18 protein-coding genes and 1 pseudogene are annotated in these 19,563 nt (G+C 71.9%); 7 read left to right on the top strand and 12 right to left on the bottom strand.

Translation table 11 applies throughout. From position 1 onward, the window contains the following. Positions 1-92 precede the first annotated feature (92 nt). Positions 93-695: a TetR/AcrR family transcriptional regulator gene (locus BIV25_RS20435; RefSeq protein ID WP_071373802.1), complete on the top strand. Its 603-nt coding sequence runs from the start codon at positions 93-95 to the stop codon at positions 693-695. A gap of 20 nt (positions 696-715) precedes the next feature. Here the strand turns inward: BIV25_RS20435 and BIV25_RS20430 are convergent, their stop codons facing one another. Together BIV25_RS20430 and BIV25_RS20425 are read right to left on the bottom strand one after the other, a co-directional pair. Further along, positions 716-1,312 (bottom strand): hypothetical protein, encoded by a 597-nt coding sequence (locus BIV25_RS20430; RefSeq protein ID WP_256255940.1) that lies wholly within the window; start codon positions 1,310-1,312, stop codon positions 716-718. Further along, positions 1,309-2,208, bottom strand: a complete 900-nt coding sequence (locus BIV25_RS20425; RefSeq protein WP_071373801.1) for an NAD-dependent protein deacetylase — start codon at positions 2,206-2,208, stop codon at positions 1,309-1,311. Before BIV25_RS20425 ends, BIV25_RS20430 begins: the two co-directional genes overlap by 4 nt. Positions 2,209-2,397: 189 nt before the next feature. Between BIV25_RS20425 and BIV25_RS20420 the strand changes: the two genes are divergently transcribed. Next, positions 2,398-3,060 (top strand): DUF998 domain-containing protein, encoded by a 663-nt coding sequence (locus BIV25_RS20420; protein ID WP_071373800.1) that lies wholly within the window; start codon positions 2,398-2,400, stop codon positions 3,058-3,060. Between the two features lie 51 nt (positions 3,061-3,111). On the opposite strand, the gene BIV25_RS20415 is transcribed toward BIV25_RS20420, so the two are convergent. Both BIV25_RS20415 and BIV25_RS20410 read right to left on the bottom strand, forming a co-directional pair. Next, positions 3,112-3,984, bottom strand: coding sequence for a phenylalanine 4-monooxygenase (locus tag BIV25_RS20415; RefSeq protein WP_071373799.1), 873 nt, complete (start codon positions 3,982-3,984; stop codon positions 3,112-3,114). Positions 3,985-4,044: 60 nt separating this feature from the next. Next, positions 4,045-5,313 (bottom strand): MFS transporter, encoded by a 1,269-nt coding sequence (locus BIV25_RS20410; RefSeq protein WP_071373798.1) that lies wholly within the window; start codon positions 5,311-5,313, stop codon positions 4,045-4,047. 134 nt (positions 5,314-5,447) lie between these two features. On the opposite strand from BIV25_RS20410, the gene BIV25_RS20405 reads away from it, so the two are divergent. Next, a complete protein-coding gene (locus BIV25_RS20405) occupies positions 5,448-6,383 on the top strand; it encodes a LysR family transcriptional regulator (RefSeq protein WP_071373797.1) in 936 nt (311 codons plus the stop codon). A gap of 53 nt (positions 6,384-6,436) precedes the next feature. Here the strand turns inward: BIV25_RS20405 and BIV25_RS20400 are convergent, their stop codons facing one another. The 3 genes from BIV25_RS20400 to BIV25_RS20390 all read right to left on the bottom strand — a co-directional run bounded on the left by BIV25_RS20400 (position 6,437) and on the right by BIV25_RS20390 (position 10,019). Next, positions 6,437-8,173: a DEAD/DEAH box helicase gene (locus tag BIV25_RS20400; RefSeq protein WP_071373796.1), complete on the bottom strand. Its 1,737-nt coding sequence runs from the start codon at positions 8,171-8,173 to the stop codon at positions 6,437-6,439. Between the two features lie 89 nt (positions 8,174-8,262). Further along, entirely contained in the window at positions 8,263-8,466 is a 204-nt protein-coding gene (locus BIV25_RS20395; protein WP_071365560.1) for a cold-shock protein, read from the bottom strand. Between the two features lie 185 nt (positions 8,467-8,651). Then, positions 8,652-10,019: a carboxypeptidase regulatory-like domain-containing protein gene (locus BIV25_RS20390; RefSeq protein WP_256255938.1), complete on the bottom strand. Its 1,368-nt coding sequence runs from the start codon at positions 10,017-10,019 to the stop codon at positions 8,652-8,654. 79 nt (positions 10,020-10,098) lie between these two features. Between BIV25_RS20390 and BIV25_RS20385 the strand changes: the two genes are divergently transcribed. Then, positions 10,099-10,668, top strand: coding sequence for a TetR family transcriptional regulator (locus BIV25_RS20385; RefSeq protein ID WP_071373794.1), 570 nt, complete (start codon positions 10,099-10,101; stop codon positions 10,666-10,668). Positions 10,669-10,772: 104 nt separating this feature from the next. Here BIV25_RS20385 and BIV25_RS20380 read toward each other — a convergent pair whose 3' ends face one another. Both BIV25_RS20380 and BIV25_RS20375 read right to left on the bottom strand, forming a co-directional pair. Beyond that, positions 10,773-11,600, bottom strand: coding sequence for a maleylpyruvate isomerase family mycothiol-dependent enzyme (locus tag BIV25_RS20380; protein ID WP_071373793.1), 828 nt, complete (start codon positions 11,598-11,600; stop codon positions 10,773-10,775). 181 nt (positions 11,601-11,781) lie between these two features. Beyond that, on the bottom strand, positions 11,782-12,435 hold the full coding sequence (locus tag BIV25_RS20375; protein WP_071373792.1) for a TetR/AcrR family transcriptional regulator: 654 nt from the start codon (positions 12,433-12,435) through the stop codon (positions 11,782-11,784). 150 nt (positions 12,436-12,585) lie between these two features. Between BIV25_RS20375 and BIV25_RS20370 the strand changes: the two are divergent. From BIV25_RS20370 to BIV25_RS20360, 3 genes and pseudogenes are all read left to right on the top strand, one after another. Then, a pseudogene (locus BIV25_RS20370) lies at positions 12,586-13,214 on the top strand (SRPBCC family protein). 58 nt (positions 13,215-13,272) lie between these two features. Continuing rightward, a complete protein-coding gene (locus tag BIV25_RS20365) occupies positions 13,273-14,604 on the top strand; it encodes a lanthionine synthetase LanC family protein (protein WP_071373791.1) in 1,332 nt (443 codons plus the stop codon). A gap of 85 nt (positions 14,605-14,689) precedes the next feature. After that, on the top strand, positions 14,690-15,646 hold the full coding sequence (locus BIV25_RS20360) for a hypothetical protein (RefSeq protein WP_071373790.1): 957 nt from the start codon (positions 14,690-14,692) through the stop codon (positions 15,644-15,646). Positions 15,647-15,661: 15 nt separating this feature from the next. Here BIV25_RS20360 and BIV25_RS20355 read toward each other — a convergent pair whose 3' ends face one another. From BIV25_RS20355 to BIV25_RS20345, 3 genes are all read right to left on the bottom strand, one after another. Further along, a complete protein-coding gene (locus BIV25_RS20355) occupies positions 15,662-16,825 on the bottom strand; it encodes a substrate-binding domain-containing protein (RefSeq protein WP_256255937.1) in 1,164 nt (387 codons plus the stop codon). A gap of 68 nt (positions 16,826-16,893) precedes the next feature. Then, positions 16,894-17,976, bottom strand: coding sequence for an ABC transporter permease (locus tag BIV25_RS20350; protein WP_071373789.1), 1,083 nt, complete (start codon positions 17,974-17,976; stop codon positions 16,894-16,896). Then, on the bottom strand, positions 17,973-19,520 hold the full coding sequence (locus BIV25_RS20345; protein WP_071373788.1) for a sugar ABC transporter ATP-binding protein: 1,548 nt from the start codon (positions 19,518-19,520) through the stop codon (positions 17,973-17,975). The genes BIV25_RS20350 and BIV25_RS20345 overlap by 4 nt, the downstream gene beginning before the upstream one ends. Positions 19,521-19,563 lie beyond the last annotated feature (43 nt).

Genomic DNA, 19,563 nt, shown 5'->3' with positions numbered 1-19,563 from the left:
GGTGCCTCCGTCCCAGACGATCCGGACCCACGGTCCGGTTTGGTGAGCGCTACGATACGGACCACGGGTCCGGATCGCAAAGGAGGAACCACGTGACCGAGCGCCGACCGCGCAAGGACGCCCTGCGCAACCGTGCGGCCGTCTTCGCCGCCGCCGACACGCTCTTCGACCGGTGCCAGAGCCCCGACGGCGTCACCATGGCCGACATCGCGGCGGCGGCCGGGGTCGGCAAGGCCACCCTCTTCCGCGCCTTCGGCGATCGCACCGGGCTGATCCGCGCGCTCTACGAAGCGCGACTCGAACCGATCATGGACGCCGTCGCGGAAGGCCCGCCGCCCTTGGGCCCCACCGCCCCGCCCCTGGAGCGCGTCCCGGCCCTGCTCGATGCAGTCCTGTGTCTGAAACTGGACAACCGTCACCTCGCGCTCGCCTTGGAGCGGACCGGCGCGGACAGCCCCTACGCCACCGCGCACTACGACGCCTGGCACACGCTGCTCCGGGACACGCTGGAGCGGATTCCGGGACTGGCCGACAGCGACTTCACCGCCCATGCCCTGCTCGCCGCCACCCGGGCCGACCTCGTCGCCTACCTGACCGGCGACAAGGGTGTGACCCGCGAGGAACTGCGGGAGAAATTGGCGAAGTTCACCGCCTCCGTCCTGCCGTCCCTGACCGATCCCGCGAGCGGCGGCTGATGCCGCCCCGGGTGAGATGCCTACTCCGGGGCGTCGGCCGTGAAGTCGGCCACCAGCGCCGCCGGGTTGGCTGCTGACGTCAGCCGGAACATCGCGTCCGGGTCGAACATGTCGTACAGGATCACCGGGACCGGGCGTCCCAGTACCTGCACGACCCGGCCACTGTCGTGGAGGTGCCGGGCCGCCGCGACACACACCTCGTAGAACCACTCGACCAGCTGCTCGGGGCGATCGTCCGGCTCGTCGTCGTCCCCGTACCAGAGCCCTGCGGACTCCGCCTCCCGCCGGTGGGCGTGCGCGCCGTCCGGGTCACGCCCGACGGAACGCACCCCTTCGAGACCCGTCTTCGGGAAGAACGCGTAACTCCAGCGCGCCTCCCAGGCGCCCGACGCCTGCTGCGCCGATGCCGTGGCGTCGGCCTCGGTCGTGTAGCCGATCGCCGCGTACGGAAGACGCGGATCCTGATCGACGCTGTCGATGCGGAACGTCACCGCGTAGATCCCGCCGTCCGCCGGAAACGCTCCGACGACCTCGTCGGCGGCCCTGACCACATGGTCCTGAAACGCCATATGCCCCTCCTCGACCAGGTGCCCCTCCTCGACCAGGCCGGAGATCATAGTGCGCCACCCCGGCCGAGCGGGATGTCCAGCCGGTCGGCCACGCTGGTGAGGGCGTCGCCCAGCGGGAGCGCGACCCGCGTGAGGGCGTGTGCGTCGCCCCGGGTCGGGTCCCGGTTGACGATCAGGACCGGTATGCCGGCCTGGGCCGCCTGGCGGACGAACCGGAGCCCGGACATCACCGTCAGTGAGGACCCCAGGACCAGCAGCGAGGTCGCCGCGCGGACCAGCTCACGACAGTGCTCCACCCGCTGCGGCGGAACGGCCTCGCCGAAGAACACCACGTCCGGCTTGAGGATGCCGCCGCACACCGGACAGGGCAGGACACGGAAGTCCCCGACCTGCTCGTCGGTGAGGTCGGCGTCGCCGTCCGGGTTGATCCCGGCGGCCACCGGCTCGAAGCCCGCGTTGGCTTCCGCCAGCCGCCGGGCGAGTTCGCGGCGCGGGCTGAGGGCGCCGCAGGAGAGGCAGACGACCCGGGCCAGACCTCCGTGGAGTTCCACGACGTCGTCGGTGCCGGCGGCCTGGTGCAGACCGTCGACGTTCTGGGTGATCACACCCGAGAGCAGGCCGTGCCGCCCGAACGCGGCCACGGCGCGGTGCCCGGCGTTGGGGCGGGCGCGGCCGAACGTGCGCCAGCCGAGGTGGCTGCGCGCCCAGTACCGGCGCCGGGCACGGGCGCTGGTGGTGAAGTCCTGGTAGGTCATCGGGGTGTGCCGGCTCAGGCTCCCGTCCTCGCCCCGGTAGTCGGGGATGCCTGATTCGGTGGAGATGCCCGCTCCGCTGAGCACCAGCACACCGCCGGTGCGCAGCACATCGGCGATCGGCTCCAGATCCGTGGTGCCCGGCGGCAGGTCCTCGGCGGGGGTCCAGCTCAGAGTGGGGCGCATGCGCATACCGCCAGGGTACGAAACCGGCGGCCTTCCTCCGATCGTATCGGCCGGCGAGCGGTTGAGGCGTGGCTGGACGGCGGGTCCGCCCTACCTCGTGTCCGGGGGTCTGCCGGAGTGTCCGGTGGCAGCGGTGCATGATCCGCTGTTCGCACGTGAAGCGTGCATCGTGAACCATGCGAAAAAGGTGGAGAGTTGAAAGCTCGGATCGGATACGTGGCGTGGGCCGTGGGCGTGGTGCAGTTCTTCGTGGCCCACGTGATCGTCGAGTCGGCTTGGAGCAGGCCGTACAGTTGGGCGCGGAACAACATCAGCGACTTGGGCAACGTTCACTGCGCGATGCAGTCGACTCCCGAACCACGCTACGTCTGCTCGCCCCAACACGGCCTGATGAATGCCTCGTTCGTGGCTCTGGGAACGCTCCTCGTCGTCGGTGTCGTATGCGCCGGGTCCCTGTGGGGCACGGGCGCGACCGCGAGGGTGGCCCGGTGCCTGGTGGCCTGCGCCGCAGCGGGATTCGCGCTGGCCGGGCTGGCGCCTGCGGACGTCCACGAGAACCAGCATGTCCTGGGTGCCCTGCTCATCATGGCCATGGGCAACATCGGCCTGGTGCTGACGGGAGTTGGCCTGGCGGACGGAGCGCCGGGGCCGCTGCGCTGGGTGACCGGCCTGCTGGGAGCCGCGGCGCTCATGTCCTTCGGGCTCTTTCTCTCCCACCGCTACCTCGGACTCGGCATGGGAGGCATGGAGCGGGCAGCGGCGTTTCCCCTCCTGGTGTGGACTCTGCTCATCGGTGTTCGCGGCCTGCTTCACCAGGCGACTCGCCGGGAGCCGGACCGTGACGCGGCGCGGGCCTGACGGCCGTTCGTCCAGCGTGCGTTGATCCGTGCCGAGCCGCCGGACGGCGCTCTACGGTCTGCCTGCGCAGGGCCGTGGTGCGGTGTCGTCGTCGAGTTTGTCCAGGAAGCCGGCGAGGGTGTCGGCGACCTCGTCGAGGGTGCGGGCGGCGAAGAGGACGGGCTGGTAGCCGCGGACGTCGTAGGGGGTGGCGAGCATGGCGTCGATGTCCAGCCGCCGGATGCGGGATGCGTGCAGCCGGCGGATCTCTCCGTAGGAGGAGAGCAGGGCCGCACCGTAGGCCTTGGGCGTTCCGTTCTCCTCCAGGACGCCGTACTCCAGCGTGAACCAGTAGACGTCGCTGATCATCTGAAGGACGTCCTTGCGCTCGATGCGCTCGGCGGCCTGGCCGATCAGGCGGTAGAGGTCGGCGAAGGCGGGGGAGGCGAGGTGGATCCCGTGCCCGAACACGTCGTGGATGATGTCGGGTTCGGGGGTGAACAGCGGGACGGCCGGGTGGCGCACGAACTGGACGGCGTGGAAGTAGCCCGCCCCCATCGAGCCCAGGAATCGTTTGTTCGGGACGACTCCTCCGGCGAGGGTGAACTCGAAGCCGGTCAACCGCCGCAGGTGGGAACCGACCTCGGCATGCTGCGGGATGTGGTCGGCAGAAATGGGGGCCTGGTCCCGGGCGCCGAGCGCGGCGCGGCAGGCATGCTCGTCCTGGGCGCCGAGCAGCGCCCGGTGCACGGTCCGCCAGGTCCGCTCCTCGCCCTCGCTGTAGTCGACCGTCGGGTAGGGATCACCGACCCGGTGACCGCGGGCGACCGCGGCGATCGTCCTGCGCCGCAGCAGGTAGTGCGGATCGCTCAGCCCGGGGTGATCGGCAGCCATGCCCAGCCGGCCGTCTGCTGCTACGGGCGTTCGCACGGGAATACCGCTCACGCACCTGATCTTCCCATCGGGGGGAGATACACACATCTCGGCGCGTGGCCGGCAGAACTTCTACGGGGCGACCGGTCCCGGCGCCGGCTCGGGGAGAGCCGCTGCCGCGCGGCGCGGGAGCAGCAGCGGCGTCGCCAGCAGGAGGACGCCGGCCAGGCCGATGGCCGTACGCGGGCCGAGCAGGCCGCCCAGCACACCCCAGACGGCCGTCAGCAGAGCGGTCGAGGCCTTGGTCGTCACCGTCCAGGCGGACAGTGTGCGGGTGACCCGGTCGGCCGCGGTGCGCTGGAGGCGGTAGGTGGCGTAGACGGGGTTGAAGACCCCGCAGCAGAAGATGAGCCCGAGTTCCACGCCCATCACCAGCAGCAGCCCGCCGGTGCCCGGCCCCAGGAAGGCCAGGCCGACGGGCCAGAGCACGCGCAGCGCTCCGACCACGACCAGGACTTGGTGCTGCCCGAACCGGGTGACGAGCGGGCGGGCCAGCCGGGAACCGAGCAGCCCGCCGATCGAGGGTGCGGCGAAAGCGAGGCCGTACTGCCACGGTGTGAACCCGAGCCGGCCGAGCATCAGGACGGACAGCAGTGGCTGGGTGGCCATCACCAGGCCGTTGAACAGGGCGGTGTTGAAGAACAGCGGGCGCAGGGTGGCGTCGGCGAGGATGTACCGCCAGCCGTCGATCAGGTCCGCGGCCCGCATGCGCGAGGCCTCCCGGCGCTCGGGCCGTGGCTCGTGGTCGCCCGTCGCGCGGATGCCCAGGGCCGAGAGCAGGTAGCTGACCGCGTCGGCCACCACCGTCGCCACCGGACCCAGGAGCCCGACCGCCACGCCGCCCAGCGGCGGTCCGATGATCGTGGTCGACCAGGCCGTGGACTCGAACCGGGCGTTGGCGACGAGCAGGTCCTCGGCCGGCAGCAGCGTCTTCAGGTACGCACCGGAGGCGGCGCGGAAGGTGATGTCGGCCGCCGCGACGACGACCGAGACCAGCAGGAGCTGAAGGAAGGTGAGCACGCCGAGTGCGTACGCGGTGGGGATCGTCAGCAGCGCCACGAACCGCACCAGGTCCGTCGCGACCAGCACCGGCCGCTTACGGCGGAACTCCACCCAGGGGCCGAGCGGCACCGCCACGGCCGCGCCCACCGCAGCCCCCACGGAGGAGAGCGCGGCGACCTCGGCGGGTCCGGCGTGCAGGACCCGGATGGCGATCAGCGGGAACGCGCCGAAGGCGAGCCACGTGCCGAGCGCGCTGGTGGCGTACGCTCCCCAGAGCCATCCGAACGGCCGCCCCAGCCGACGTCCGAGCAGATGTCCCAGCCGGTCCCCGTTCCCCATACCCGATGCTCCTCACCCGCTCACCCACACAACCGATCCGCGTGCGGAATCATCAAAGCGAGCGCCAGGTCCTGGGATCAAACAACCGCAGGACCCTCAGATACAACCAGGAGTTGTACCCATAGGCTGCCGACATGGACCTCGACACCGTCCGGACCTTCGTCACCGCCGCCGACGCGGGACAGTTCCAGGAAGCCGCCGCCGAACTGGCGGTCACCCAGCAGGCCGTCTCCAAGCGCATCGCCACGCTGGAACGCACCCTCGGCGTGCGGCTGTTCACCCGCACCGCGCGCGGCGCCGAGCTCACCATCGACGGGCAGGCGTTCCTGCCCCACGCACGCGAGCTGCTGCGCGTCGCCGAGCGCGCGGCCGCGTCCGTGCGCACCGGCCGCCGTCCGCTGCGGATCGACGTGATCAACTCGCGCGGCGCGGCGTCGGGTCTGCTGCGTGACTTCCACCGCGCCCACCCCGAGATCGAACTCGACGTGCTGATGCTGTTCGACATCGAGCACGCCGTCTCCGCCATCCGTTCCGGCACGATCGACGCGTCCTTCCGCGCCGTCGCCGCACCCGGGCGCCCCTTTCCCGAGGACATCGAGTCCGTCCGGGTGCTCGACGAGCCGCTGCAGCTCCTCACCGGCCCCGCCCACGCGCTGGCGGGCGCCCGGTCGGTGACGATGGCACAGCTCGTCGGGCACCGGATCTGGATGCCCGGCATCGTCCCCGGCACCGAGTGGGCCGCCTATTACGACGACCTCGTCGCCGAGTTCGGCCTCACCATCGAGGCGACCGGCCCCAACTTCGGCTCCGACGCGCTCATCGACACCGTCGCCGACACCCCGGCCCTGGCCACCTTCATGAGCGAGCAGACCCGCCTCGTCTGGCCCGCCGACCACGGGCTGCTCCGCATCCCGGTGACCGACCCGACGCCCGTCTACCCGCACTCGCTCCTCTGGCACCGCGACATTCCCCACCCGGCGCTGGCCACGCTGCGCGCCCACCTGGCCGCCACGGCGACCCGGCACGGTGTCGCCGGGACCTGGGTGCCTGACTGGGTGATTCCACGGTGAGCGCCGCAGAGTCCGCGATCACCGGATCGACGTACGACACCACCCGGTCAGGCTCATGTGGCGGAGGGGCGACGGTTGCCTCGGCGGTCGGCGCTGCGGCCTCTGGCCCCGGCGGCGCCGCCCGTGGCTGCGCCGGGTGCCGTCCGCCGACCGGATCCGCGTCCAGCCTTGCCGGAGGCCGCGCCGGTGGCCGCGTCACCCGCTGCCTGGCGGGCGGAACCGCGGCCGCCCGCACCGGTGCTACCGCCTGCGGACCCACTGGACCCCGCCCGGCGGGTCGCACCGCGCCGGTCGGTCGCGGTAGCGCCCTCAGAGGCCTGCGTGCCGGCCGCGCTCCGACGGCCGGAGCCCCGGCTCCCCGTGCTGTCGGCGGCCGCCGTCGCGGGCTTGGCCCCGCCGCCGTTACGGCGTCGGCGGCCGGATCGGCTGCCGGGCTTGGCGCCGGTGCCGGTCTTCTGGTCCTGGCCGGACGCCGTCGGTGTCGCCGGCTCGGGGACCTCGATGGTGACGGCCACGCCGGAGGGCTCGCGGGCGCCGGTGATGGTGGCCAGTGCCGCGTCGCTGGAGGTGATGCGGGCCGTCCGGGGACGGATGCCCGCGTCCGACATGAGCCGGGTGACGTCCTGCTTCTGGGTCGGCAGGACCAGGGTGACCACGCTGCCGGAGCCGCCGGCCCGGGCCGTGCGACCCCCGCGGTGCAGGTAGTCCTTGTGGTCGGTGGGCGGATCGACGTTCACGACGAGGTCGAGGTCGTCGACATGTATGCCCCGGGCCGCGACATTGGTCGCCACCAGGGCGGTGACCTGCCCGTTCTTGAACTGTTCCAGGGTGCGGTTGCGCTGCGGCTGGGAGCGGCCCCCGTGCAGTGCGGCCGCGCGGACGCCGACGGCCAGGAGCCGCTTGGCGAGCCGGTCGGCGGACCTCTTGGTGTCGAGGAAGAGGATGACCCGGCCGTCACGGGCCGCGATGCGCGTGGTGACGGCCTTCTTGTCGGTCTCGTCCTGGACGTGGAGCACGTGGTGCTCCATGGTGGTCACCGCGCCCGCGGAGGGGTCCACGGACTGGACCACCGGGTCGGTCAGGAACTGCCGTACGAGACGGTCGATGTTGCGGTCGAGCGTGGCCGAGAAGAGCAGGCGCTGCCCGTCGGGCCGTACGCGCTGCATCAGCCTGGTGATCTGCGGCAGGAAGCCCATGTCGGTCATCTGGTCGGCTTCGTCCAGCACCGTGATGCGCACCTGGTCGAGGACGCAGTCCCCGCGTTCCACGAGGTCGTTGAGCCTGCCGGGGGTCGCCACGAGGACTTCGGCGCCGCGTCGGAGCGTGCCGGCCTGCTTGGTGATGGAGAGCCCGCCGACCACGGTGGCCAGTCGCAGGTTCACGGCCGTGGCGTAGGGGGTGAGCGCGTCCGTCACCTGCTGGGCGAGTTCACGGGTGGGCACCAGGACGAGGGCGAGGGGGGCCTTGGCCTCCGCCCGCAGTCCCGTCGTGCGGGCCAGGAGCGCCAGCCCGAACGCGAGGGTCTTGCCGGAGCCGGTACGTCCACGGCCCAGCAGGTCACGGCCGGCGAGCGAGTTCGGCAGTGTGGCGGCCTGGATGGGGAACGGGACGGTCACGCCCTGCGCGGTGAGGGTCTTCAGCAGCCCTGCGGGCATGTCCAGGGCGGCGAAGTCCTCGACGGCGGGAAGTGCGGGTGTGGTGCTTTCCGGCAGCCGGAACTCCCTCGGCGCGGACGCGGCCGGTGAGGGTGACGAGGCGCGCCGGTTCGGCTTCTGGGGCCTGCGGGACATGCGGTTTGGTCTGCCTTCCTGGAAACAGCACAAACCGGGGTCCGCACCATGACGGCAGGGACCCCGGTGAGCGGATACGCGTCCGGCGATCAGGCGGGGATGATGTTCTCCGCCTGCGGGCCCTTCTGGCCCTGCGTGACGTCGAAGGAGACCCGCTGGCCCTCCTGGAGCTCACGGAAGCCCTGGGTCGCGATGTTCGAGTAGTGCGCGAAGACGTCGGGGCCGCCGCCGTCCTGCTGGATGAAGCCGAAACCCTTTTCGGCGTTGAACCACTTCACGGTTCCCTGAGCCATGATCTTCTCCTTCTGTAGGCAGAGGCCCCATCCGGAGACGCCGGAAAACAAATAATGCGCCTGAAGGAGAAACATTCCTGTCAGGCGCACATAGGTTCATGGGTACCACAACTGCAACTCCGAAACCCTAGCACAGCCCGGCACCAGCGGTGCCGCCGTCGGATCCGAACGGCGTCGACCTCGGCCTACTGTCTGTCGCCGCGACGGTCGTGCATCGTGAAGTCGCTCCGGACGGCCGCACCGGACTGCAGCAGTGTCTGGTGAACCACCGGGTTTCGTCCGGGGGAGGAGGCCACGACGCTGATGTATCCCTCGGGCAGGCCGGTCACGGCGTACCTGCCCTGCGCGTTCGTCGAGGTTCGCACCAACTGTCGGCCGCCGGCGTCCATGACGGTCACCGCGGCGTGGCGGACGGGCTGCTGGCCGTCGTCGCGGACGGTGCCTTCGAGCATCGGCAACTGCTCGCCGAAACGGTGCGGATGGACCGGAAGAGCCGTGGGCGAGGGTGCCTCGACGGACGGGTCCTCCACCGGCGGCTCCGGAACGTCCTGAACGTCCTCCTGGTCGTCTTCCGCGCCCAGTCGTACGACTGGGCGGTGGTGCCGCCAGGCGTCGAGGCCCAGCAGGGTCATGCCTGCCGCGATCCACGCGCACAGGACGAGGACCGGCTTGAGCACTCCCGCGCCGTTGAAGTACAGGACCCCCCGCAGGGCGTCGACCGCGTTGCCCAGGGGCATGACCGCGTGCAGGTCCTGGAAGAACGTCGGCAGCAGCGGGACGGGGGCGACGCCGCTGGAGGGGACGCTCAGCACGATGTACAGACCAAGGCCCGCGAGGGGGAAGAACTGCTTGGTGAGAGGCGCCATGCCGAGGGAGAACGTGGCCACCGCGGTGCTGAGCAAGAAGGCGATGCCCAGGGCCGAGGGCTCGTCGGGGAAGTAGCCCAGCCCTGTGCCGATGAGGAAGCCCACCACGCTGAAGAGGGCGGAGGCCGCCACGATCGCGAGCATCTTCTTGCGGCGGTTGAACGTCACCGCTCGCAGCAGGGTCGTGGCGAGTATGTAGCCGGGGACGTTCCACGCGACTCCGAAGTACACCGGGGTCGTGCCGTTCTCGTCCTTGCTCACGGTGGGCGCCACGTCCGTGATCGCGAGCTTCTGGTGATGGCGTGCCGCGACCGTGGCGAACCCCTTGGCGAGCGCCTGCTCCAGTGCCGTGCCGTTGGCCTTGGCCACGTACAGCACCGCGTCTTTGCCCTTGGCCGCGTAGCCGGCCGCGGCCGCACGGTCCAGCACCGCTCGGCGGGCTTCTCGGGCGTCCGCGGCGGCGGTGACGTCGAACCAACCAGGGTGCTGCTGCCGCAGGGAGGCGTCGACCCTGCGTTCGAGAGCGGGGTCGGCGATCACCACCTTCGCGTGGTGCGGCCGAGGCTCGTGAAAGGCCGTGGGGAAGCAGAACAGCAGGCCGAGGAAGAGCAGTGTCGGGATCGTCAGGGCTTCCGCCAGAGTCCTGGCCGAGGACATGCCCCGCTGACGCTCGATCCGGTGTCTCACAGAACCACCCGATTAATGTACCGATCGGAACGCTTATTTCGGCTGGACAATACATGTACCGATCGGTACGGTCAAAGTCGTGGCCCGACCCGTCAACGCCGAGAAGCGCACCGAACTGCTGCTGCAGGTGGTGCACTACCTGCAGCACCACGGCCTCGCGCAGATGTCGCTGAGCCCGCTCGCCGAGTCGATCGGCACCACCAAGCGCATGCTTCTGTACTACTTCGGCAGCCGCGAGAACCTGTTGGCCCAGGCGTTGGCGGCCGCCCGTCCCGACGCCCACGCGATGTTCGACGACGTCCGCGACGCCGCCGGCCTGCGTGCGGCCGCCCAGGGCCTGTGGGAGGCGATGACCGTCGGGGAGCAGTCCCGGTCGATCCGCATGCTGCTGCAACTGCTCAGCCTGGCCGCCACCGATCCCGAGCAGTACGGCAGCCTCGCCGCCGACAGCGTCGAGGTCATGGTCGGCCCCGTCGCCGACGCGTATGCGCGGCTGGGGCACGCGCCGCAGCAGGCACGGGCGGGGGCGACCCTGCTCGTCTCCGGCCTGCGGGGGCTGTGCCAGGACCGCTTGGTGACCCATGACGCCGCCCGTACGGACGCGGCCGCCCACCGTCTCATCAGGGACGCGGTGAGGGCGGACGGCTGAGGTGTGCGGTGGAAGCGGGCCGCCGGGTCCCGCCGTTCAGGACGTCGTCGGCTGCTCCCGCCCGGTGGGTCCGGTGTGCCGTGCGCGATCCTCCCGGGGATGGCTCAGGGCGCGGTGAACAGAGTCGGGAAGCGGGTGGCCAGCCACGGCCGCGGGCCCCAGGTGAGCACCTGTCCCCGGGCGATGGCGTGCCAGGGATTCAGCCGGCCCAGCGCGATGAGCAGGAAGGCGACAGGTTCGAGCAGGATGGTGCAGTGCGCGCGCTGGAGCGGTGTCCCCGGTGTCACCTGCACGGCGCCGTCGGCCAGCGAGACGCCGAACGTCTCGCCGCCGCGCAGCTGGATCCGGTAACGGGCGGCGAGCCCGGCCGTGGCTCCGGGGTTCACGACACGCGGCATGACCGAGAGCATGAACGGCATGCACAGGCCCGCCCGTGCCCGGTCGACCATGTGTGGACGCCGCAGGGCGCGAGCCAGGTCGTATCCGTGGCCGAGCATGTGCGTGAGCAGGTATGACGCGAGGACGGACCGGTTCATCAGGCCCAGGGGAGTGGCTGGTGCCGGGCCGTCGGCCGCGTGGTGCGACAGTGCGTCCAGGAACGCCTCGGCCTGCTCCGTGATCATCGTCGCGAGAGGCTCCGCCCGGCGCTCCGTGAAAACGGCGAGGGACTCCGCGTTGGCCCTGGCGAGGCTCTCCGGCGTGCCGTCGCCGTAGGGGCGTTCCCGTCCGGCCGCGAGGTCGGCCATCAGCTCGTTGGCCATGGCCAGATGGGCGGCGGCCTCGCCGACGGTCCACTGTGACCCGGGCACGGCGAGCCCCGTGTCGCTTGCGCTCCGCACCAGCGTGGCGATGTCATCGGCCGTGCCCCGGATCGCCTGTGCGAGCCCGTCGGGCAAGGACCACGCGCTGTCCTGCCGTTCCGTCGTGTGCACGTTGCCCGCTCCACTCCCCGCCCGGTTGACACGTCCCACGTGCCTGTGGCGCTGGAACCCAACCAGACGCGGGGGCGCGCGGCAAGCCCCTGTGCGCCGCATCCGCACTTCGGCCCCGGGCCGGGCTCGCGGGAGAACTCCCGTGCCGGTCGGCGTGTCGCGGTCGGTCGCGGATGCGGCGTCAGGTGCGGGGTGACAGCAGGTCGTCCAGTTCGGCAGCGAAGAGGAGAGCGGGGTCGAAGCCCATCCCGGTGAAGTGTCCGGCGAGTTCCAGGGACAGCACGCCGTGCAGCCGGGTCCAGAAGGTGAGGGCCAGATGGAGGGCCGTGGGCGGGGCGGGATGGTCCGCGGCCCAGTGCCGGTCGCCCTCCAGGTGCGTGCCGAACGGCGTCGCGGGCCGGTCCTCCGCGAGCGCCGTGCAGGCGTCGAGCAGGGTCGTCATGATCTGGTCGGCGAGGCCCGTCGTGTCCTCGGGGGCGTGGTAACCGGGCACGGGGGTGCCGTAGATGAGGAAGTACCGCTGGGGGTCGGCCAGGGCCCAGTCGCGCAGGGCGTGCGCCAGTCCGGCCAGGTCGGCGCCGGTGTCGGAGGCCGCGCGGAAGGTGCCGGCGAGACTCCGGTAGGCGTCCCGGACGAGTTCGGTGATCAGCTCGTCGCGGCCGGCGAAGTAGCGGTAGAGCGCGGGCCCGCTCATGCCCATCTGTTTGGCGACCGCGTTGAGAGAGAGCGCGGGCACGCCCGCCGTGGCGATCTGCTCCCAGGCGCGTTCCTTGATCTCCGCCTGCACTTGAGCGCGATACCGCTCCCGGGGCGTTTGCGCACCGGTGTCGCCCATGCCCTGCCACCCCGTTCCCGCGCCGTCGACTACACATTGAAGGTTCCGTTAGAGGTTATCACGAAACCCCTTGACCGGCCCCGACGCCGCTAGTTATACCTTCTAACTAAAGAATGTGCTCCTAACTCCCGCAACCCGATGGAGAACACCATGTCCAGCCACCGCGGCACCGGCGCCCTCGCCACTCTGCTCACCGCTCCGCTCGTCCTCGGCGTCCTCGCCGCGTCCCCGCAGGGGCCACTCCGCAGCGCCCCGGGACGTCCCTCACCTGCCGTGGGCAGGGCGTCGATCCCGACGCACGGGTCCGCTACCGGACCCAGACCGTCATCCACGCGCCACTGCCCGCCATCTGGAAACTCCAGACCGACGTGGCCCGCTGGCCGTCCTGGCAGCCGTCGGTCACCACCGCGCAACGCCTCGACCACGGTCCCCTGCGCCGCGGTTCGGCGTTCCGCTGGACGACGCCCGTGCCCCCCAATCCCTCGACTCCGGCCACTCGGCTGGAGATCACCTCGACCGTCCGGCAGCTCCGGCGCGACTCCTGCATCCGCTGGACCGGCCCCGCGATCGGCGAGGGCCTGCGCATCGACGGCGTTCACGTCTGGAACTTCGCCGAGGTCAAGGGCGGTGTCCTCGTACGCACGGAAGAGACCCACACCGGCGCACAGGTCGACGCGGACGTTCCCACCGCGACCAAGATCCTGCGCGACGGCCTCGAAGCCTGGCTGCGTGACCTGAGGACGGCCGCGGAGGCCGGTGACCACGACGGCCGGAACTGACGGACCGGCAACACCTCACCGCGCAATCCGGCTGCTCCGGCGGTTGTAGCGTGGCCGGATGAGGAGCGACCTGTATCGGGACGTGGCCGAGGCGGCGTGGTCATGGGTGCTGGACCACGTACGCGAGGACGAGGGCCCGTGGCTCGTGGAGACGGTGGTGGAGGGCGGTCCGGAAGCCCCGTCACTGGCACAGGACCGCGACTCGCTGTACGCGGGAATCGCCGACCTGGCCCCGGTGCTGGCCGAGATCGCGCAGTACCGGGAGCCGAGCGCGACGGAAGCGGCGCTGGCGACCGGCATCGTGACCAGGCTGTCGGCACAGGCCGGGCAGCGGACGGAGCCCTCGCTGTACGACGGCCTCGCGGGCGACGCGACGGCGCTCAGGCTGCTCGCCCCGGGCGAGGAAGCGGTGGCGCTGCGGCGGCTGGCCGTCCTGGCCACCGACGAGGGGTGGAAGACCACGCTCGATTTCGAGCCGGGCTCCGACGCGCCCCTCATCGACGTCATCATGGGTACCGCGGGCGTGGTGATGACGGCGGTCTGGGCGAGCAGCGAGTTCACCGAGGCGATCGCGACGACGGGAGGCGAGGCCCTGCTGCGGGTGGCGGACCGTACGGAAGCGGGCCTCGACTGGGGCATGACGCCGGGGAGGCCGTCGAGGGCGCCGAACTACTCGCACGGCACCGCCGGGGTCGCGGCCGCGCTGGCGGTCGCGGGCGCCGCCCTGGAGCGCGAGGACTTCGTCGAAGCCGCGGTGGAAGGCGCCCGGCACGTCCTCTCGGTGGGGTCGTTGGAGGACGCGGGCTTCGTCGTCCCGCACACCATCCCGCCGTCGCGCCGGGAGGTGGAACCGGTGACGTACACCTGGTGCCACGGCCCGGCGGGCACCTCGCACCTGTTCACCGCGCTGGCGCACGCGGGGGTCACCGAGGTGGCGGGCCACGACGTCGACGAACTGCGGCAGCGCTGTCTGACCTCGATCCTCACCTCGGGCCTGCCGGAACGCCTCCGTCCCGGCTTCTGGGACAACGACGGCCGCTGCTGCGGAACGGCAGGCGTCGGAGACGTCCTGTTGGACGCCGCCCAGGACTGCCGGGCGGCGGACAGGAGACAGACCCTGCTGCGGGCCGCGCACCGGATGGGTGATGCGCTGGTCGACCGGGTCATCAGGGATGACGCGGGCGCCCGTTGGCGCTTTCTGGAACACCGCCAGGACCCGCCGCTGCTGCCGCCCCGGACGACGTGGATGCAGGGCGCGGCAGGCATCGCGGCCTACCTGCTGCGCCTCGCCCGGTACGGCGAGACCGGCCCCGGCGCCCTGGTCGTGGACCGCCCGGACCAGTGGTGGGCAGTACCGGCACATCTGCGTAGTACGCGGACGGAATCATGAGCGAGCGACCTCATTCGAGACAAGTAATCCATAACGATCTCGGCCCAGGCCTTGTGTGACGCGTGGTCCGCTCTAGCCTCCGGGCATGGCTTTTCTTTCAAGTCGTCGCAGACGGTCCCGGCTCGCTCCGGAACTCGACGACGAGGATCTGGGCAGGCTGATGAAGAACCTGCTGGCGACCGCGAGGACGAGCGCGATCGCCATGACCGACATGTGCGTGGCGCAGATGTCCCGTCTGCTGGAGCAGGCGCCGGGCGACTGGGACCGTCGGGCGCACCGCATGGGCGTCCTGGCCGAGTTCCTGGCGGGATCGCGGCTGCCGCGCTCCTGGGCCACGCGCGAGCCGCGCAACGCGAACGCACTCGTGCTGTACGCGTGGAGCGAGGTGGCCCGCGCCCGCTCGCAGGGGAGGCTGGACGACGCGGCCGACGTGATCGACAGCTGTCTTCGGGCCGCCGAGCTCACCCCCCAGGACCCCACCCCGTGGGTGGTCGTCCTGACGGCGGCGCGGCTGGAACGCTGGGAGCAGCAGCGGGTGTTCGGCGTGTGGAACGAGATACTCGCGCGCGACCGCTGGAACCGCGAGGCCTACCTCACCATGCTGCGCTATCTCACCCCGGAGGAAGCCGGCTCGCGCATGCAGGTCCTGGAGTTCGTGGACGCCCTGCGCGCCCGTATGCCCGCGAACGCACCCTGCGCGGGGACGGAACTCACCGCCCAGGTCTTCCAGTACCACTCCGTGCTCGACCGGGGCGGCTTCGAAGCGCTGGTGGCGCGCAACCACTGGTCCCAGGCGACGGCTGTCCAGGCCCTCGACCGCGTGGCCCACACCTGGGTGCAGCCGGGATTCCTCCGGCACGCGCGGGCACGTGCCGACCTCAACCTCCTTGCGTACACGCTGCTGGCCGCCGACCGGCGCCGCGAAGCCGGCGCGGCCTTCGAGGCGCTCGGCGGCATCGTCACCGCCTGGCCCTGGGGGGCCGGTGGCGACCCGCTGGCCGCGTTCGACGAGGCACAGCGGAGGGTGCCTCGCGACGGGTGATCGGACGCGTGGGACTCATCTGCCCCAGATCCTCCGGTACGTCTCCCGGTAGCCCGGCGGGTCCCAGGTCGTGGCCCCGGCGCTGTTGGCGGCCGTCGCGACGTGGACGGGGGCGACGTAGCCGCTGGCAGGGCGGTGGGCGAAGGCGCGGTTGAACTCGTCGACGATCTGCCAGCCCTGCTGCGCCAGCGGCTCGGGAACGGTGGCGGCCTGGTACTGGCCGCTGTTGATGCGCTGGAAGGCGGACGGGTCGCCGTCGCCCGCACCGATGTTGAACGGTGGAGCGGAGCCCTGCCTGCCGGCCGCTCGGAAGGCAGGAGCGGCGTCGGCGAAGTACAGGTCGTTGATGGCGATCGAGTGTGTCCACCCGTTCTCATAGCGGGAGAGGAGGGTGGAGACCTCCCGCGGGGTACGGCTGCTCGCGTCCGGGATCGGGATGTTCTCGTAGGCCAGCAGCCGCACACCCGAACAGGTGGCGAGCTCCTTCCTGATCAGGTCCGACTTCCTCTTCGCGAACGGGATGGAGGCATCGGTGATGAGCACGACCCCGGCCCGGCCGTCGGAGCGTGCGATGACCCACTGGGCGCTGATGCCGGCGACGTCCTCGACGCGGGTGGTGACGTTGGTGAAGAGCGCGGGCCGCTTGCTGGGGCCGGGGGAGGCGAGCGCGTGCCAGCCGATGAGCGGGATGCCGGCCGTGTTGGCCTGAGTGACCTGCTGTGAGGTCGAACCGGGATCGAAGCCGCCGATGACGATGCCCGAGGGCTTCAGCGCCACGGCCTCGCTCATGGCCGCCTGGATACCGGCGGGGCTGCCTCCCCCGTCGATGACCCGGACGTTCCAGCCGATGACGCGCGCGGCGTCCCGGACGCCGTTCGCGACACCCGCGACTCCGGGGTTCGTCATGGTCTGCGCGACGTAGACGATCGACTTGCCGGAGACCGCCGCGGGGCCGCCGGCCGGTCCGTTGCGGGCGCCGTCGGTCTTCTCCGCTCGGGCGACGGCGGCCTCGGCCGTGGCCTGGGCCGCAGGGCAGCCGGGCGGGCCCGTGGTGGAGACCGCGGGGCCGTTCGACGAGCCGCGCTGGCAGCCGGCGAGGCCGGCCGCGGCGGCCAGCAGGGCGATGGCGACGGACCGGGCCGTGAGGACGCGGGGCATGGCCTTGCGGTTGCGGTGCACGGGAGCTCCTCGCGGAGGGGCGAGCGGCGGGGTGCGTCCGGGGTCCGGCGCCGGGGCCCCTGCGCGGATCATGGGACGGTGCCCTGGGCTCCGCCGCCGGGGGCCGACGACGGCGGCTGCGGCATGCCGGCCGGCGCGTCGGCGCCGGTGCGCAGGCGGCGGGCTGAGTAGCCGGCCAGTCCGACGGCGAGCAGCAGAGTGCCGCCGTAGAACAGGGGGGTGGTCCAGAAGTCGCCGCCCATCTGCGCGATGCCGGTGAGGCCTACGGCGAGTACGGCCACGGCGACGACCGTGCCCAGGGCGTTGGGGCGGCCCGGTTTGATCGCGGTGGAGCCGAGGAGGGCGCCGGCGAAGGCGGGCAGCAGATAGTCGAGGCCGACGCTGGGGTTGCCGATCTCCTGCTGAGCCGCCAGCAGCACACCGGCGCAGCCGACGATGAGCCCCGATGCGGTGAACGCGTAGACGGTGTACCTGCGGGTCGGGATGCCGACCAGCTCGGCGGCGCGCGGATTGGAACCGATGACGTACAGGCACCGGCCGAGCGGCAGCCGCTCCAGCACCACCCAGAGGGCGGCGGCGAGACCGAGCACGTAGAAGGCGGGCAGCGGCAGACCGAGGAGCCGGGAGTCGTAGACGTCGGTGAAGGCCGTCGGCAGACCGCCCGGGCCCGGGACGATCCGGCCGCCGCCGGTGACCCAGCCGGTCACGGCGTACAGCATGCTGCCGGTTCCGAGCGTGGCGATGAACGAGTCGATCCGGCCGAACTCGACGACCACGCCGTTGACGGTGCCCACGACCGCCCCGCCGACGATCACCACGAGGCAGGCCCAGGGCCAGGGCCAGCCGTCGTGGATGACGAGTCGCAGCACCATGACATGGGCCAGGCCGAGACCGTAGCCGAGCGAGAGGTCGAACGAACCGGTCACGACGGGGACCATGGCGGCGAGCGCGAGGACGGCCGGGATCGACTGACTGAAGAGGATGGAGTCGACGGTGCCCCGGGTGGGGAACGTGTGCGGCAGCGTGAGAGAGAAGACCAGGAAGAGCAGCGCGGTGAGGACCAGTAGGCCGTAGGCGCTCACGAACTGCCAGGCCGGGCCGCTGCGGTGCGGCCGGGGGCGCGGCGAGAGGGGTGGGGGCGGGGCGGTCATGAGCCCGTGGTGGTTCCGGGGTCCGGCAGGGCCGAGGCCGCCCGGGTGAGCCCCGCGACCGTGAGGCCCGCACCGCTCAACTCGGTCGTCACGCACCCGCGGACGAACACCAGGGCGCGCCCGCACACGCCCGCCACCTCCTCGAAGTCGGTCGAGACGAGCAGGACCGCGAGACCGGCGGCCAGCGCCTCGTCGAGCAGACGGTAGAGCGCGGCCTTGGCCCCGACGTCCACGCTGGCGGTCGGCTCCTCCAGGATCAGCAGGCGCAGGCCCAACCGGAGCCACCGGCCGATCAGTACCTTCTGCTGGTTTCCGCCGGACAGGGTGGCGAGCGGGGCCTCACTGTCGCGCGGACGCACCGTGAACCGCTCGATCAGCTCCGCCGCCCGGGCGCGTTCACGGTGCGGACCGATCCAGCGCAGCGCGGGCAGGCCTCCCGCGCGCGGATTGGCCAGGAGGTTCTCGCGTACGGTCAGCCCCGCTGCGCAGCCTTCCCGCTGTCTGTCGCCGGGTACGAGGCCCACACCGCGAGCGACGGCGTCCGTGACCGTGCGGGGGTGGTAGGGCCTGCCGTCGAGGAGCACCCGGCCGCCGAGGAAGGGCCGGGCGCCGGCCAGAGCGCGGCCCAGGTCCGTGTGTCCGGCGCCCGAGAGGCCGACCAGGCCCAGGACCTCCCCGGCCCCCAGCCGCAGGGCGACCGCCCCCGTGCCGGCGGTCCGTGCGCCGTCGAGGGCCAGGACGACGGGCCCGTCCGCGGCGACCGCGGCGGGGCGCGGGCGGGGCGGTTCCTCGCCCACGATGTCGTGCACCAGCCGGGCGGGGCTGTGGCCCGCCAGCGGGCCGTGGCGGACGAGCCGGCCGTCGCGCAGGACGGCGAAGGTGTCGGCGACCTCGTACACCTCGTCCAGGCGGTGGGTGACGTACAGGACGCCGTGCCCCCGGTCGCGCAGGGTGTGCAGGACCTGGAAGAGCCGGGTGCAGTCCGCGGCCGGGAGGCGGGCGGTCGGCTCGTCGAGGACCACGAGCCGTGCGCGGGCGGCCAGGGCCCGGCCGATGGCGACCAGTGAACGGTCCGCGGGGCCGAGCCGGGAGGCCGGCGTGTCGGGGTCGAGGTGTCCGGCGACGGTTGCCAGGGCGGCGGCGCAGCGCTCCCGGGTCCGCGGCCAGGAGATCAGTCCGGCGCGGCGCGGATATCCGATGGTCAGGGCGAAGTTCTCGGCGATCGTCATCCACTCCACGAGCCCGAGGTCCTGGTGGATGAAGGACATGCAGCGGGAGGCGGCGTGACTTCCGAGGGGATGTCCGGCGACCGTGACCCGGCCCGCGTCGGCATGGTGGACGCCTGCCAGCACCTTGATGAGCGTGGACTTTCCGGCGCCGTTGGGGCCGAGCAGGGCGAGGACGCTGCCGGCCCGGACGTCGAGGTCGACCCCGTCCAGCGCGAGGGTCCCGCCGAACCGCTTGACCAGCCCGCGCATGCTGACCAAGGGGCCGTCCTCGAAGTCCCTGACCGCGTACGCAGAGGTGTCGGGAGGGTCGGGCACGGACGTCTCCGGGGGTCGGCAGGGTGATTTCTTCCCGACTTTC

The sequence above is a fragment of the Streptomyces sp. MUSC 14 genome, from assembly GCF_001866675.1.
GTDB lineage: Bacteria > Actinomycetota > Actinomycetes > Streptomycetales > Streptomycetaceae > Streptomyces.
The sequence above is the reverse complement of the archived record's forward strand: the minus strand, read 5'-3'. Positions and strand labels throughout refer to the sequence as shown.